General features: G+C 30.7%; 17 protein-coding genes. 6 read left to right on the plus strand and 11 right to left on the minus strand.

Translation table 11 applies throughout. The annotated features are described in order from the left end of the window. Positions 1–40: 40 nt before the first annotated feature. From V6251_RS01730 to V6251_RS01745, 4 genes are all read right to left on the minus strand, one after another. Entirely contained in the window at positions 41–223 is a 183-nt protein-coding gene (locus V6251_RS01730; RefSeq protein WP_028281998.1) for a CAL67264 family membrane protein, read from the minus strand. Positions 224–319: 96 nt separating this feature from the next. Further along, positions 320–1,036, minus strand: a complete 717-nt coding sequence (locus V6251_RS01735) for a pirin family protein (RefSeq protein WP_341586748.1) — start codon at positions 1,034–1,036, stop codon at positions 320–322. A gap of 13 nt (positions 1,037–1,049) precedes the next feature. Beyond that, the gene (locus V6251_RS01740; RefSeq protein ID WP_341586749.1) at positions 1,050–1,490 is read right to left on the minus strand and encodes a MarR family winged helix-turn-helix transcriptional regulator; all 441 of its coding nucleotides are present in this window, start codon (positions 1,488–1,490) and stop codon (positions 1,050–1,052) included. Positions 1,491–1,514: 24 nt separating this feature from the next. Beyond that, entirely contained in the window at positions 1,515–2,045 is a 531-nt protein-coding gene (locus tag V6251_RS01745) for an NADPH-dependent FMN reductase (RefSeq protein WP_341586750.1), read from the minus strand. Between the two features lie 209 nt (positions 2,046–2,254). On the opposite strand from V6251_RS01745, the gene V6251_RS01750 reads away from it, so the two are divergent. From V6251_RS01750 to V6251_RS01765, 4 genes are read left to right on the plus strand one after another with little or no spacing between them, the layout of a single operon-like run. Continuing rightward, positions 2,255–3,883 carry an acyl-CoA carboxylase subunit beta gene (locus V6251_RS01750; protein ID WP_341586751.1) on the plus strand — a complete coding sequence of 543 codons (1,629 nt, stop codon included), beginning with the start codon at positions 2,255–2,257 and terminating at the stop codon, positions 3,881–3,883. Positions 3,884–3,887: 4 nt separating this feature from the next. Next, positions 3,888–5,873: a DUF3352 domain-containing protein gene (locus V6251_RS01755; protein WP_341586753.1), complete on the plus strand. Its 1,986-nt coding sequence runs from the start codon at positions 3,888–3,890 to the stop codon at positions 5,871–5,873. A gap of 30 nt (positions 5,874–5,903) precedes the next feature. Next, entirely contained in the window at positions 5,904–6,755 is an 852-nt protein-coding gene (locus tag V6251_RS01760; protein ID WP_341586754.1) for a hypothetical protein, read from the plus strand. After that, positions 6,748–7,632, plus strand: a complete 885-nt coding sequence (locus V6251_RS01765; protein WP_341586756.1) for a hypothetical protein — start codon at positions 6,748–6,750, stop codon at positions 7,630–7,632. Before V6251_RS01760 ends, V6251_RS01765 begins: the two co-directional genes overlap by 8 nt. Positions 7,633–7,717: 85 nt before the next feature. On the opposite strand, the gene V6251_RS01770 is transcribed toward V6251_RS01765, so the two are convergent. The 5 genes from V6251_RS01770 to V6251_RS01790 form a co-directional block, all read right to left on the minus strand. Continuing rightward, positions 7,718–8,299, minus strand: coding sequence for a YfbK domain-containing protein (locus V6251_RS01770; RefSeq protein WP_341586758.1), 582 nt, complete (start codon positions 8,297–8,299; stop codon positions 7,718–7,720). A gap of 83 nt (positions 8,300–8,382) precedes the next feature. Then, a complete protein-coding gene (locus tag V6251_RS01775) occupies positions 8,383–9,858 on the minus strand; it encodes a VWA domain-containing protein (protein ID WP_341586759.1) in 1,476 nt (491 codons plus the stop codon). Between the two features lie 94 nt (positions 9,859–9,952). Next, complete coding sequence (locus V6251_RS01780) at positions 9,953–11,011, minus strand: AMP-binding protein (RefSeq protein ID WP_341586761.1); 1,059 nt, start codon at positions 11,009–11,011, stop codon at positions 9,953–9,955. A gap of 2 nt (positions 11,012–11,013) precedes the next feature. Beyond that, entirely contained in the window at positions 11,014–11,970 is a 957-nt protein-coding gene (locus V6251_RS01785; RefSeq protein WP_341586762.1) for a CPBP family intramembrane glutamic endopeptidase, read from the minus strand. A gap of 3 nt (positions 11,971–11,973) precedes the next feature. Next, a complete protein-coding gene (locus tag V6251_RS01790; RefSeq protein WP_341586764.1) occupies positions 11,974–13,008 on the minus strand; it encodes an o-succinylbenzoate synthase in 1,035 nt (344 codons plus the stop codon). A gap of 57 nt (positions 13,009–13,065) precedes the next feature. On the opposite strand from V6251_RS01790, the gene V6251_RS01795 reads away from it, so the two are divergent. Next, positions 13,066–13,857 (plus strand): SDR family oxidoreductase, encoded by a 792-nt coding sequence (locus V6251_RS01795; protein ID WP_341586766.1) that lies wholly within the window; start codon positions 13,066–13,068, stop codon positions 13,855–13,857. Here V6251_RS01795 and menA read toward each other — a convergent pair whose 3' ends face one another. Beyond that, complete coding sequence (menA, locus tag V6251_RS01800) at positions 13,858–14,760, minus strand: 1,4-dihydroxy-2-naphthoate octaprenyltransferase (protein WP_341586767.1); 903 nt, start codon at positions 14,758–14,760, stop codon at positions 13,858–13,860. A 3-nt stretch (positions 14,761–14,763) separates the two neighbouring features. After that, a complete protein-coding gene (locus tag V6251_RS01805; protein ID WP_341586769.1) occupies positions 14,764–15,603 on the minus strand; it encodes a 1,4-dihydroxy-2-naphthoyl-CoA synthase in 840 nt (279 codons plus the stop codon). 300 nt (positions 15,604–15,903) lie between these two features. On the opposite strand from V6251_RS01805, the gene V6251_RS01810 reads away from it, so the two are divergent. Next, a complete protein-coding gene (locus V6251_RS01810) occupies positions 15,904–16,347 on the plus strand; it encodes a hypothetical protein (RefSeq protein WP_341586771.1) in 444 nt (147 codons plus the stop codon). Positions 16,348–16,515 lie beyond the last annotated feature (168 nt).

Raw genomic sequence — 16,515 nt, forward strand, 5'->3', positions numbered from 1 at the left:
AATTTATTTTTTAATTGCTATTTATTTAAGTCAAAAAGCTTTAAACGCGACCTTTAAGTGCATTAAATACCCAAGCTACAGCGAAAAAACCGACACCTACAGCTGCAAAACCCCATCCAGCAACATCGTCATATCTAAAAGCACCTAATGCTATTAATGCTAATCCTACTATTATCATTATTGTGGTAGCCCAAGCTAACACAGTATTTTTATTCATTGCCATAATCTGTTTTTAGTAAAATGTGAATTACAAATATCGTTTATTTTAACAAAAAAAGCATCCTATTTAGGATGCTTTTTTGATAATATTTACACAAAATTAAGCCATAGGGACTTCAATAAAAAGTAATTGTGCACTGCTTTTAGTATTAATTGTAAAACTATCTGTATCTGATACACCTAAAGCATCTCTGCTCGATAAATCATTATCGTTAATAACAACATCTCCAGAGATTGTCATTACGTATGTTCCGTGTGATTTACTTATGGTATTATAAGTGTACTCTTGACCTTGGGCTAAATCTATTCTGGACAACTTAGCATCTTGGTGAATTTTTAAACCTTCATCCTGATTATCAATAGATGACACTAATGTTTGTAACTTACCTTGTCTATCTTCCGCATTATAAAAATGTTGATCATAACGTGGAGTAACATTTGTTTTATTTGGTATAATCCATATTTGAAACAAGCTTAAATACTCGTCTGTTTTAGCATTCATTTCTGAATGCATCAAGCCACTACCAGCACTCATAATTTGTACTTCTCCAGATTGAATGGTTTCCCATTTATTTCCCATCGAGTCCTTGTGTTTAAGCGTCCCTTTTAATGGAATAGTAATAATTTCCATATTGTCATGTGGATGCGTACTAAAGCCCATACTTGGTGCGATAACGTCATCATTTAAAACACGTAAGGCTCCAAATTGAATTTTTTCGGGATTATAAAACTGTGCAAAACTAAAACTGTGATTAGCTTGCAACCAACCATGATTTGCAAAACCACGATCTGATGCTTTGTGTAGTATTGTTTTCATAATTAAATATTTATTATCTCATTTTATCTAGTAAATCGCTTAATAAACCAGCTTCGTCCTCCGTTAACTTATCAATTAAATTATGCGATGGATTGTTGGGCTTAATTTTATCCAATAAATCCAATCCACTTTTAGTGATTTCAATTAAAACTACACGTCTATCCTCTGGAAAAGCAATACGATTAATTAATTTTTTATCACAAAGTTTATCGGTCAAACGCGTTAAATTTGGTGCTCGTTCCACCATGCGCTCCTTTATAGTTTGCACTTTTATTGGCTCCTTTGCTCCTCTTAATATCCTTAAAATATTATATTGTTGCGGAGACAAACCGTAGATTTTAAAAAAGTCGTTTTGATAACTAGTAATATAATTTGCTGTATACAGAATATTTAGCATGGCTTTTATTCTGTTATTTTCAAATTTAGAATTAATGTCTTTGGCAAAATCACCCATGACTTTTAATTTATTATTTAAGTATTAAAGACGTTCTGCTAAAGTATTAACAGCTTCTACTAATGATGTATTAAGGTCTGCATCAACAATTTTTTCTTCTTTAAAATTATCATTAAATGATGGTAAGCTAAATTTAGCAACAATGTTTGCATCATGAATTGGAAATCTGTTTTCTGCAATTTCAAAAACTGATTGTCCTCCTCTTGCTCCTGGAGACGTGCTCATTAATAACATTGGTTTTTGCTTAAATAATTTGACATCAATCCTAGACATCCAATCAAACAAGCTTTTAAATATTGCTGTATAAGCACCATTATGCTCTGCTAACGAAATGATTAAACCATCCGAAGCAATTATTTTATTTAACAATTGTTGTGCATTGTCCGGAATTCCAGATTTACCCTCTAAATCCACGCTGTATGTTGGTACATCAAAATCGTTTAAATCTAAAACCTCTACTTCTGTGTTTTTTAATAAAGAAGATGCGTATGTTGCTAATTGTTTATTTATTGAAGTCTTACTATTACTTGCTCCAAATGCTAATATTTTTTTCATTGTAGTATATATTTTTTACAAATATACAAAAAATATAATATATATTACATGGAAACTAATTCCTTGTTTAATATTTAAAACGAAACAAATTAACTGAAATAGTGTTTGGTAATTAAAAGCAGAATTATTGAATATAGCGTACAATTAAAAAATTGTAGTTTTATTAGACTATTTTCTTTTGTATTTTTACAACAAACAAAACAACTACAATGGATATTAACTTCAATAAAAACGAAGATCATAACAAATTATTACTTTCTGAACTTAAAACCAAACTAACCAAAGTCAAGTTAGGTGGTGGAGAAAAACGTATAGAAAAACTTCATGCACAAGGTAAAATGACCGCAAGAGAGCGTGTTAATTACCTTTTAGATAGCAACAAAAAAAGTATCGAAATTGGTGCTTTTGCAGGAGAAGATATGTACGCAGAACATGGTGGTTGTCCTTCTGGAGGTGTTGTAGTTAAAATGGGCTACATTAAAGGTAAACAATGCATTGTTGTTGCCAATGATGCTACAGTAAAAGCTGGTGCATGGTTTCCTATTACAGGAAAAAAGAATTTACGTGCTCAAGAATTAGCAATTGAAAACAAATTACCAATTATATACTTGGTAGATTCTGCTGGTGTATACTTACCAATGCAGGACGAAATTTTTCCAGATAAAGAACATTTTGGACGAATTTTTAGAAATAATGCTATCATGAGTAGTATGGGCATTACCCAAATTGCTGCAATCATGGGAAGCTGTGTGGCTGGTGGTGCCTATTTACCAATAATGAGTGACGAAGCTATAATTGTTGATAAAACGGGAAGTATTTTTCTAGCAGGAAGTTACCTGGTTAAAGCTGCAATTGGTGAAACAATAGATAACGAAACACTTGGTGGTGCAGACACACATTGCGAAATTAGTGGTGTTACAGATTATAAAGCTAAAGACGATAAAGATGCTTTAGAGAAAATCAAACGTATTGTAGACAAAATTGGAGATTACGACAAGGCTGGTTTTAACCGAAATAAGCCACAAAAACCTAAAGAAAATCCACAAGACATTTACGGAATTTTACCAAAATCTAGAGCAGATCAATATGATATGAAAGAGATTATCAAACGATTAGTTGATAACTCAGAATTTGATGAATATAAACAGGACTACGGAAAAACTATTATTACTGCTTACGCAAGAATTGACGGTTGGGCTGTAGGTATTGTGGCTAACCAACGTACTTTAGTTAAAAACGCCAAAGGAGAAATGCAATTTGGAGGTGTAATATATAATGATAGTGCAGATAAAGCGACACGTTTTATTGCTAATTGCAACCAGAAAAAAATCCCATTAGTCTTTTTACAAGATGTCACTGGTTTTATGGTTGGAAGTAAAAGTGAGCACTCTGGTATTATAAAAGATGGTGCCAAAATGGTTAACGCTGTTAGTAATAGTGTTGTACCAAAATTTACTATAATTTTAGGTAATAGTTATGGAGCAGGTAATTACGCTATGTGCGGAAAAGCCTATGACCCTAGATTAATTGCTGCTTGGCCAAGTGCAGAACTGGCAGTTATGAGTGGTAATAGTGCTGCAAAAGTTTTATTACAAATAGAAACTGCATCGCTTAAAAAGAAAGGCGAAACGATTACTAAAGAAAAAGAAGACGAGTTATTTAATAAAATTAAAGCTAGATACGATAACCAAGTATCACCTTACTATGCTGCAGCACGTATTTGGACAGATGGTGTAATAGATCCATTAGATACAAGAACATGGATTAGCATGGGAATTGATGCTGCAAACCACGCTCCTATCGAAAAACCTTTTAACATGGGTGTTTTACAAGTATAGGTAAATGAAAAAACGTAGTTTATTTTTACTAATTATCACTTTTATAATCAGCTTTGGACTTTACCAAGTCTATGTATTTTATTTTGATAATAATGACAACATACAGTCTATTTATTTAGTACCTAAGGACGCAGTTTACATTATAGAAAGTCAAAAGCCAATAAACAATTGGGATGATATAAGTAAAAATGATATTTGGAAACATTTAAACACAAACACATATTTTAATACCCTTGCCACAAACTTAAATAAGTTAGATACTATATTTAAGCAAAAGCAAGGGGTTTTTAATCGTATTGGAAACAGAGAAATTTTAATCTCGGCACACGTTTATGCTCCAAAACAATATGGCTTTTTATATGTAGTCGATTTACAAAAAATAGCAAAGCTAAATGTTATTAAAAACAACTTAAATACTGTTATAAACAGTAATTATAAAGTTAGTAAACGCTATTATAAGGAAAATGAAATCACGGAGATTTACGACGTTAAAAAACACGAAACCCTTTATATAAGCTTTATTAAAAATCAAATGATTGCGTCCTATACGCATACTTTAGTTGAAGCCTCAATTGATCAATATAGTAATCCTGAGATTGGTAGAAATCTTAATTTTATTGAAGTCAAAAAACATGTTGGTTATAATGATATGTTTCGTTTGTACTTTCAATATGATTATTTAGATGAATTTGTTAATGTTTTTTCAGATACACCTGGAGATTTAACCAAAACACTTAGTCAAAGTTTAGAATTTAGTGGTTTTAGTTTTGATTTAGAAAAAAACGCTATTGTAGCTAATGGTATTACAAATACTAATGACCAAGCTTCAACGTATTTAAAAGCGCTTCAAAAATCAGGACAAGGTAAGCGTACCATTAAAAACGTAGTTCCTAATAATACTGCAATTTACTTAAGCTTCGGTTTTAAAAGTTTTGAAGACTTTTATTCTAATTTTGAAACTATTCAAAAAGAAAATCCTGAACAATTTAAAAGTTATGCTGAAGGTACTTCTCAAATAGAAAGCTTTTTAAAAATAAATCTCAAAACCCATTTTATGAGTTGGATTGATGACGAGATTGCTTTAATTCAACTTCACTCTAATGTATCTGACTCAAAAAAAGATGTCGCATTAATATTAAAAATAAAAGCGATTGACGATGCTAAAGACAACTTAGATTTTATTTTAGAACAAATTAGAAAACGTACACCAGTAAAGTTTAAAGAAGTTAATTACAAAGGATACACCATAAATTTTATGTCTATCAAAGGTTTTTTCAAAATCATTTTAGGCGATTTATTTTCAAATATTGAAAAACCTTATTTTACAATTATTGACGATTATGTAATATTTAGTAATGAGCCCAATACCTTAAAAAGTATAATTAATGCTTATACAAACAAAGAGACCTTAAACTATTTTAAAGCCTTTAGTGACTTTGACAACAGGTTTAATAATAGGTCTAGTGTGTTTGCTTACGTTAACACACCTAATTTATATAATACAGCTTATGACTTTGTAGATATTGCAACTAAAAAACAGCTAAAAACTAATAAAGATTACTTTATCTGTTTTCCGCAAATAGGCATACAATTAACACCAAGCAAAAACGACTTTAAAAGCCAATTAATACTAGAGTATCAAACGCCTGAAAAAGTTAAGTCTAGCTATACTTTTGAGGATGATAAACCAAAAACAGTTATTACAACTTCTACTAGTCTTACAGAAGAGAACATTAATAAAGATATCGTATTTAACATCCCAGAATTATATCCTTCAGATTTAACTGCTCGAGTGTTTACCAAAAAATATTCCAACGGAAACACTAAATTTTCTGTAGAGTTAAAGGATGGATTAAAACATGGTAGCTATAAAGCGTATTATCAAAATGGAAATTTAAAAATTTCGGGGAAATATAGAAAAGACAAACAAGTTGGCACTTGGAAAGCGTATGATATTAATGAAAATTTAATTTTTAAAACACGTTTTTAAATACTACATTTAAAAACAAAACCAGCCACTTTGATTTATAAAAAAATAGTTTTTTTAGTTACGCTACTTGCTTTTGCTACCAGTTTTTCTCAATCTACAGATTTTAAACCACTTTTAAAAACGGATTATACCATTAAAAAAAATGTAGATACACTTCATGTCAAATATCCATTACACGCTAACGTTACTAGAGACAAAACCATAAAAAGTAAGGATACGACTGCTTTAAATTTTGTTAAGGATTTTGATTTATTTAAAAATAATTACTTTTTAAGACATTATAAAAGCTTAATTTTTAAGCAAGATAGTAGTGCAATAATTTACCAATGGAAAGAACCTATTGTTGTTTACTTTGATCATAACATTCCGCAGGAAATCACAAAAAATATAAGTCAGTTTCTTTTATCAATTCCCGAAATAGATAATTTAAACATAACTATTAGCAAAGATATAAACAAAGCTAATTATTACATCAAAATAGCAAATCAAGAGGTGTCAGCTTTAACCGACAAGCAAAAAGCAGAAACGCCAAAAGACCTAATTGACACCTATCCTTTTTCTAAAATAATACACGATTGGAATGGTGATTATAATTATAAAATGTATTCTGGTGTATTACAAATTAGTCCATCCTATATTAACGATCCACAATTATTGGATAACGTTAAAAAAGTGTTTTTTATCTCATTAATACAGTCTAAAGACTATCGTGTTTATGACAACACCTCTATATTATCGTCTTCCAACTCCAATTTTTCAACTCTTGGTGCGATTGATGTTGTGCTGCTTAAATACCATTACAAAAACTTATATAAATTTAAAGTAGACTATACTGTTTTTTCAGCATTAGAAAACTATTACAAACAATTAGCCAATGACTAAATCACTACTTATAGCCATCATATCACTAACTTTAGTGCAATTAGTGCAGGCACAAACACCACACCAAACTAAAAACGTCCAATACAGGATGTCTTTAAAACAGTTTAAGGCTAAATATAAAACGCCATTAACTGCAAAAGACACTTTAAACTTTGTGTATGTAAATAACGACACCATGATTATTGTGAAGGATTATGTCCGAAAACCTGGCGCTAGTGTACCTTACCAGTATAAAGACTCCACATTTTTAGACGTGTATAAAACCATAGCATTTAATCATTACAAGGATTCTGTTAGCAAAAAAACTACCATGAAATATTGGAAAGACGACATTGCTATTTTCTTTTCCAATGCTGTAGATAAAAAAGTTAAAAAAGAATTTATGGCTTTCGCCGAAAAGACTTTACAACACGTTGATTCTTTATCCATAAAAGAAGTTAAACATGTCGAAGACTCTAATTATATTGTTTATTACAATGATGGTTTTGAGTACGAATCAAGAATCAGTAATTATAAGAAATCCGACTTCTACATGCATTGGAACAATAAAAATCAAATTTATAGATTATCTCTTAGACTTATAAAAGAAGACTTTTTTACACCTAATTTACGTTTAAGAGAATTAAAAAAATATTTTATAAAATCATTAGGGCATTTTGAGTTTAACCGAAACATAGACAACAAGCACTTTTTTTCTGGGAGCCATAATAATGATTATCAATTATCAGATTTTGATACTGAGATTATAAAATACCATTACTCCTACGGAATTTGTAAAGGTACCAACTTAGAAACATTTGAAGACAATCATAAAAAAGCAAAAGAGTTATTAAAAAAAAAGCAAATATTACTGAGCTTTTATCATGAGTTTGAATAAGTTTTAAAACTGTAATCATAAAAAAGGAACACTAAATAGTGTTCCTTTTTTATTATAAATAATCCAGAAATAACCAAAAATAAGATTACTTAAAAGTGCTTATTAATCTAACAAATTCTGCTCTGTATCCAGACTTATCTTCACCTCTACCTTTATTTGCTAACGCAATTACATCTTGAGTATTAGTATTATTGTAAAACTGAGACGCTCTTAACTGCATTCCAAATAACGCAACAGCACTAGCAAAATTCATGTCTTCAGTAGCTTCTGTTGTTTCATTTTTTTGTACATGTATCATTTCAATACTTTTATCTTCATTAGGTTTTTTGTATCTAAATTTAACAGTAAACAACTCATCCTTGTATTGGTTTATAACAGCTTCATTTTGTGTGTATTTTAAATCTATTGCTTGTTTAACGTACTCACTTTCAATGCCAACCGGAAGCACTTCATATAATGCGGTAACAGTATGTCCTGCTCCAAGTTCTCCTGCATCAATTGCATCATTAACAAAATCTTCATCTGCTAACAACCTGTTTTCATATCCAATTAAACGATAAGCTTTTACATGATTAGGATTAAATTCTACTTGTATTTTTACATCTTTAGCTATAGTAAATAAAGTACCACCAAATTCGGTTTCAAAAATACGTCTTGCTTCTTGCATAGTATCGATATACGCATGATTACCGTTACCTTTATCAGCTAAAATTTCTAGTTTATCATCCTTATAATTTCCATAACCAAAACCTAAAACTGATAAAAAGACACCTGATTCTCTTTTTTAACAATCAATTTTTCCATTGCATCATTACTAGAGGCACCAACATTAAAATCGCCATCAGTAGCTAATATCACTCTATTATTTCCTTTTTTATTAAAATTTTCTTGTGCCAATTTATAAGCTAACTCAATACCTTGACCACCTGCTGTAGATCCACCAGAATTTAATTGATCCAAAGCTTCAATAATTTTTGTTTTATGTTTCCCTGATGTTGGCTCTAATACTACTCCAGCTGCTCCTGCATATACTACAATAGCAACATTATCCTGTGGTCTTAATTGATTAACTAATAATTTAAAAGCCTCTTTTAAAAGTGGTAACTTGTTTTGATTACTCATTGATCCTGAAACATCTATCAAAAAAGTAAGATTGGCAGCTGGTAAGTTTTCATTATCATAAATTTTACCTTGTAAACCAATTTTAACCAACTTAGTATCCGGATGCCAAGGGGTTTTTACAACTTCTGTATTGATAGAAAATGGATGTTCATCTGTTGGTTGTGGGTAATTGTAGTCAAAATAATTAACCATTTCTTCAATTTTAACCGCATTTGCAGGAATTAATTGTCCATTGTTAATCATACGTCTTACATTGCTATAACCAGCCTTATCGACATCTATAGAAAAGGTTGACAAAGGTGTTGCGGCTGCTATTTTAAATTTATTTTCGTGTATTTTAGTATAGCTTTCGTTTAAAAATTTATGTTGCAATTCTTTATTTGTCTGTACAAGTTTTGAAATTTTGGCATTGTTTTTATTACCATCTACTGTCGTGACTATAATTACACCATTGGCACCTTGTGATCCATATAAAGCTGATCCTTCTGCACCTCTAACTACATGAGTAGACGCTATTTTTTTTGGTGCTAAATTGACTAATTTTTCAGCCGAAGATATTTTACCATCAATAACAATAAGTGCCTCGTTTGTACCTGATAAAGATCTATTACCTCTTAATACAATTCTTGTAGTTTGATTAACACCATTATTTTTAGTTTTGATTTTTAGACCAGATACTTTTCCTGCTAAACTATTGACTACGTTTGGGTTGGAAGCTTGTATAATTTCCTCTGATTGAATGGTCGTCACAGATTTTTTTACTTCGTCTGTTGAGCGTGAAATCCCTAAAACAGTAATTGTGACTTCATCTAAACTACCGTTTTCTTGCAGAACAACATTAATGGTATTAGCATCAGTTACCACAACTTGTTTTGACTTGTAACCTAAATAGCTAAACTCCAAAACATCCTTAACATTAACAGAAATACTATAGTTACCATCAAAATCAGATGTTGTCCCATTGGCAGTTCCCATTTGTAATACTGTCGCAGATGGTAATGGAATACCGTCTTGATCTGTAATAACACCAGATACCGTTTTTTGTTGTGCATGTAATTGTACTACCATAAATAGTGCAATTATTAAATTTAATCCTGTTTTCATGATAAGGTCGTTTTAAAGTTTAAAACAAACCTATAACTATACTAAAGATTGTAAAACCAGTATTGAGGGAAGCCCTATTTTGAATTAGGTAACGCTACTTTTTAAGTAATTTAAGTGTTTCATTTCTGTTAACTTTACCAGAACTTGTTTCAGCGAAAGCTGGAATAGCATAAACACTTTTAGGTGTTTCAATTGGTGTTAAACTAGAAAACACATGAGTATCTAAAGACTTATTTTCTGCTTCAATTATTAATATTACAACACTACCAAAAGTTTTATCATCTTCTGAAGTTATGAAAAAACGAGACTTTATTTTTGATTGCAATTTTGCTTCAATCTGTTCCGGAAACAATTTAACACCTCCAGAGTTAATAACGTGATCTGCACGTCCTAACCACTCAAAAGTTGTTTTAGAGTGTAATTTAACCACATCATTAGTTACAATTTGGTCCTTGGTTAAAAGTGGAGCGTCTATGACTAAACATGCTTTTTCATTTTGTGAAATTGTAATATTTGGTAAAATATTAAAGTATTGTGATCCATCACTTTTTAATTGCTTAAGTGCAATATGCGTAATAGTTTCAGTCATACCATAAGTCTCAAAAACATTGGTTTTTAAAGTTTCTAACTTTAGTCGTAATGGGTTTGACAAAGGCGCTCCTCCAATAATTAGAGTTTTAATATTGCTGAGTCTGTGTAATGTTTTTTCTGCTTGCGCAGGAATCATAGCCACAAAATCATAATGCTTTTCAGGATCAAAAATAGGACTTGTAGTGGGTTGCACGCTATCTATTTCTAAACCTAAAACTATAGCACGAACCAACATCATTTTACCTGCAATATAGGTAGCAGGTAAACACAATAAAGCAGAATTACCAGGTTGAAGATTAAAAAAGTCACCTGTTGCAATAGCAGAATTAACCATCGCTTGCTTTTGTAATTTTATGGTTTTTGGCTGACCTGTAGAGCCTGATGTTTTTACTAATATAAAATTATTATTGTCTAGCCAATGGGATAAAAAATCACCAATCTCTTGCTCAAATGGCAAGCCTTCTTTAATAAAACTATAGGCAACCTCTTTTAGTTCTTCAAAAGAATAATAATTACCATTTAACTTAAATTTACTGTGTACTTTATTAAAATTTGGTATCATTTTTAATCTAAAACTTTGTAATCTTCAGTGATTGGTGCTTCTATAGTTCCAAATAATTTTTCTTTCCAATTAGTCCATTTATACACCTTTGCAAAAATTAAAAGTAAAATAGGGAATACAACAAACACAGGAATAAAAATATCACCATAACCTTGTCCTGGTTCTGACACATCTTTTAAAACAGAATGTGTTTGTAAAACAGTCCAATCTGCAGACACTAATAAAGCACCAAATAAATTATTAGCAGCATGAAACCCTAATGCAAGCTCCATACCATCGTCCATTAAAGTTAAAATACCTAAAAATAATCCTGTACCTATGTAATATACCATCACGCCATAACCTAGCTTACCTACTTCTGGATTAAAAACGTGCATTCCTCCAAAAATAACCGAAGTCATTAGTAACGGAAACCATCTGTTTTTTGCCAACATTCCAAAACCTTGCATCAAATAACCTCTAAAAATATACTCTTCTAAACTGGTCTGTATTGGTATTAATAATACAGCCACTACTAGTAAAATTAAAAAACGATTTAACTCAAAATTCCATACATAACTCTCTGGACTAGCAAAATAATCTATTAAAATCATCGTAGAAGTAATCACTCCCCAAAACAAAAAAGCAAATAGTACACGTTTCCAATCTATTTTTTTTTTGCCAGTCGTAACCGATTTCATTGTTTGATTATGTAAATATTTTACAACAATAATTAGTCCTAAAAATCCAAAAGCAAAGGATAATAACAATAAAAATAAATTTAAATTAGGCTCTAAAACACTCATTAATGCTTGCTCATCCATAGCATCAATAGAGCCTCCATTACTAACATATTTAATCATTGCAGCGATAGCAAAGGGGAATTGTCCAATAACTGCAAAAATTGCAATAATTAAAGATCCTACTAAATAACGCCAAAACTCGTGCTTAACATTAAAGGCTTGTTTTATAAAATCCATAGTTTAAAAATTAAATTCCCAATTAGTATTTATATTATATTGTAACGTTCCATTTTTCACCTCTAAAGGCGACGTAATATTATTAGTAAAAAGGCTACCTGTACCTAAACCTTGAGGTAAATCACTCTCTTTTTTAAAAGTATATTGTGCAATAGCATTTAATCCCACATTACTCTCCAAAGCACTAGTAATCCACCAGCCAATATTTTGTTGTTTTGCTAAATTTATCCAAGTATCACTACCTTTAAATCCACCAATAAAACTTGGTTTTAAAATAATGTATTGTGGATTAATATACTCTAACAGTTGTTTTTTATCATCATCGTTAAAAACACCAATAAGCTCTTCGTCCAAAGCAATCGCTAAAGGTGTAACTTCACACAATTTAGCCATATCTTCTGGTTGACCAGCTTTAATGGGTTGCTCAATGGAGTGTAAATTAAAGTCTGATAAACGCTTAAGTTTCTCCAAAGCTTCAGTAGTACTAAAAGCGCCATTTGCATCAACACGTAACTCTATATCGCTTTCGCTGAAATTTTGCCTGATTCCCTTTAAAATATCCAATTCAGTTTGAAAATCTATAGCTCCAATTTTTAATTTAATACAACTAAATCCTGAAGCAATTTTATCTTCAATTTGTTGTTTCATGAAGGCTTGATCACCCATCCAAATCAAACCATTTATATCAATCGAAGCTTTTCCGTTTGTAAAATCTGAAGGATATAAAACAAAAGGATTTGTGCTTTCTAAACTTTTAAAGGCCATTTCTAATCCAATTTGGATACTAGGAAACTCACTATTTTTAGCATACAAATAATCTAAACCTTTTTCAACATCTAAACAAGTGGACTTAAGTTGTGCCTCATAATCAGGTCTATCATCTGCACTTAAACCTCTTAAAATACCACATTCTCCTATACCATGTTTTCCATCTTTATCGATAATTATAAACCAAGTTTCCTTAGTTTTTAAAATACCTCTAGAGGTTCCGCTTGGTTGTTTAAATTCTAAAATATGTTTGTAATACGATGCTTTCATAAGGATTTCAAAAATACTTAAATATTTTCGTAATTTCACCTAAAAAACTACGATTACATGACCTTTAAAAATAAAGTTATTTGGATTACAGGTGCCTCTAGCGGAATTGGAAAAGGGTTAGTTTTAGCCTTATCCAAATTAGATTGTCAAATAATAATTTCTTCAAGAAAAGAAACCGATTTGAACCTAATCAAACAGTTATGTCCTAAACCTGAAAACATTGCTATCTTACCCTTTGATCTGGCTAATTACGAAAACATGAAACTTATTGTAGCTACAGCTATAAGTCTATTTGGATCTGTTGACCTATTAATAAATAATGGTGGAATTAGCCAAAGATCGCTAATAATAGACACAGACATTAGTGTAGACAAAAAATTAATGGAGATTGACTATTTAGGAACCATTGCATTAAGCAAAGCCTTATTACCGCACTTTATTAAAAACCAATCTGGCCACTATGCTGTAGTAACTAGTTTGATGGGTAAATTTAGTTCGCCTTATCGTTCTGGATATTTTGGTGCAAAACATGCTTTGCATGGCTTTTTTGATGCTATGCGTATGGAACATGAAAAAGATAATGTAAAGGTGACTTTAATTTGTCCTGGTTTTGTCAATACCAATATTGCTAAAAACGCTTTAATTGGCGATGGATCTTTACAAAACAGTCAAGATAAGGCTACTGAAAATGGATTATCTATTACTGAGTTTAGCACACGCATGCTTAAGGCTATTAAGCAAGAAAAGTTTGAAGCTTATATTGGAAAAAAAGAAATACTTGGTGTTTACTTAAAACGCTTTTTTCCAAGACTGTTACATCGTTTTGTGATAAAAAGTCAGGTTAGATAATTATAATAACTGACCTATACCTAATAGTAAACTAAGTAATACCGTTGTTAACGCTAATTTTTTAAGCTCTGGATCAAAATCCTTTGGATTAGTAACCGACTTCACTGTTTTAAGATGTAATAGTAAAGGTATATAGGCTATAAAATAGATAAGATTAAACGGTGATTTGTAATACAATACACCAAATAATGCCGATAAAACAATAGCAGTAATAATTAAAACATAGTGATATTTTTTAGCCTTAACAGCTCCTAATTTAACTGCTAATGTTATTTTGTTAGCAGTAACGTCAGACACGATGTCTCTCATGTTATTAAGATTTAATACAGCTGTACTTAGCAAACCTATTGCTATTGCTGGTAAAATAACGATATAGTCAATTTGTTTAGCAAACAAAACATAGCATCCTAAAACACTAACTAAACCAAAAAATACAAATACAAAAACATCTCCTTTACCTTTGTATCCATAAGCGTTATTCCCTACAGTATATTTAATCGCTGCATATATAGATAAAGATGCCAATATAAAAAACACAAAAGCTAATAGAAGATGTTGGGCCTTAAACGAAAAAAATATAAGCCCAATAGTTAAAGCTATACTTATTAAAATATTAATTTTAATAGCATTAAACATTTGCTGTTTAGTAATTGCTCCAGATTGTAAAGCTCTTACAGGTCCTATTCTTTGATCATTATCTGTACCTTTTACACCATCACCATAATCATTAGCCAAGTTTGATAAAATCTGATAACTTAATGTTGTAAGTATAGCAAATACAAAAATTATATAATCAAATACACCATTATATTTTGCTAAACAAGCTGCTACAATAATACCTGATATGGATAAAGGCAAAGTACGTAAACGCATTGCCGACAACCACTTTTTTAAGTCTTTCATATATTATGGAATCCATTGTTTTGGAAAGTTAGGTTTACGTTTTTCTAAAAACGCATCTCGACCTTCCTTAGCTTCATCTGTCATGTAAGCTAATCGTGTTGCTTCTCCTGCAAACACTTGTTGACCTACCATCCCATCGTCTGTTAAATTCATTGCAAATTTTAACATTTTGATAGAGGTTGGCGATTTTTCTAAAATTTCCTGAGCCCATTGGTAAGCAGTGGTTTCTAGCTCATCATGAGGAATAACAGCATTAACCATTCCCATATCAAAAGCTTCTTGTGCAGAATAATTTCTTCCTAAAAAGAAGATTTCTCTAGCTTTTTTCTGACCAACCATTTTAGCCAAATAGGCTGATCCGTAACCACCATCAAAACTTGTAACATCTGCATCTGTTTGCTTAAAAATAGCATGTTCTTTACTTGCTAAAGTTAAATCGCAAACCACATGTAAACTATGTCCACCACCAACAGCCCAACCTGGCACAACTGCAATAACAGCTTTAGGCATAAACCTAATTAGGCGTTGTACTTCCAATATATTTAGTCTGTGATAACCATCCTCTCCAACGTAACCTTGATGACCTCTTGCCTTTTGATCTCCTCCAGAGCAAAAACTATAAATACCATCTTTAGACGATGGACCTTCTGCAGATAATAGTACAACACCTATAGATGTGTCTTCTCCTGCGTCATAAAAAGCGTCATATAATTCTTTTGTCGTTTTTGGTCTAAAAGCGTTTCTTACATCTGGTCTGTTAAATGCAATTCTGGCAACTCCATTGCATTTGCTATAAGTTATATCCTCATACTCTTTAGCCTTTATCCATTTAATTTGCTCCATAAGATGTCGTTAAGTTTTAAGAGCATAAAAATACGCAAATAAAAATTTTTATCAGAATTAAAATTGATTTTAAGAAACCTAATAATTATGATTACCTATGATAATTAATGAAGACGAAAAAACCTATAAAAGAAACAACACTCTGAATAAGAGTGTTTAAGTGAATCAAAAACTACTCAAAGAGATGTTTTTTAACTGATTTATTTACTTTTTGTCTATTTGAAAAATAAAACACTATATTTGGTTTTAGATTTTATGACCACTTATTATCTTTGATTAAGAATTAATAATCCCTCTATAATGAATATAATAAATTCTGAAATCTATAATCAAATAAAAGAAGTACACAAGTTTCCTATGGGTGATTTATTTTTCTTCGAAAATATGATTATTACACAAGTTAATGAAGGTGAACATGTAAGCTTTAATAGCACCAAATTACCTTTTAAATGTATTTATGATTATTATGAAGCATTAAAAAAACCATTTGGTATTATTTCAAATAGATTAAACAAGTACTCCATAGAGGTTTTAGATTTACCTAAGTACAGTAAAAATTTACCTAATTTAAAATTTTATGGCGTAGTTGGAAATACTAATTTTAATAACATAAATATTAGCTTAGAAAAACAATTTAGCAAAATACCTGTATTAGATTTTGATAACGTTACAAAAGCTTATAATACAATTAATGATTATATATTAAATTCGACCAATGATAGCGTGACATTTGATATACCCTAAGGCATTTTAATTAGATGCTTAAATAGCTACCTTTTAGAGCCCTAACCTCTTTTAGGTGGCTTTTTTTTTGTCGTTTGACCTATTTATACAATTTTTTGTCGAAATTTTAAACATTAGAACTATAACAAGTTGCTAACTAATAGTTTGTGATTTAATTTTGTATACCAA

The sequence above is a fragment of the Olleya sp. Ti.3.14 genome, assembly GCF_038154885.1.
In the GTDB taxonomy this organism is placed as follows: Bacteria; Bacteroidota; Bacteroidia; order Flavobacteriales; family Flavobacteriaceae; genus Olleya.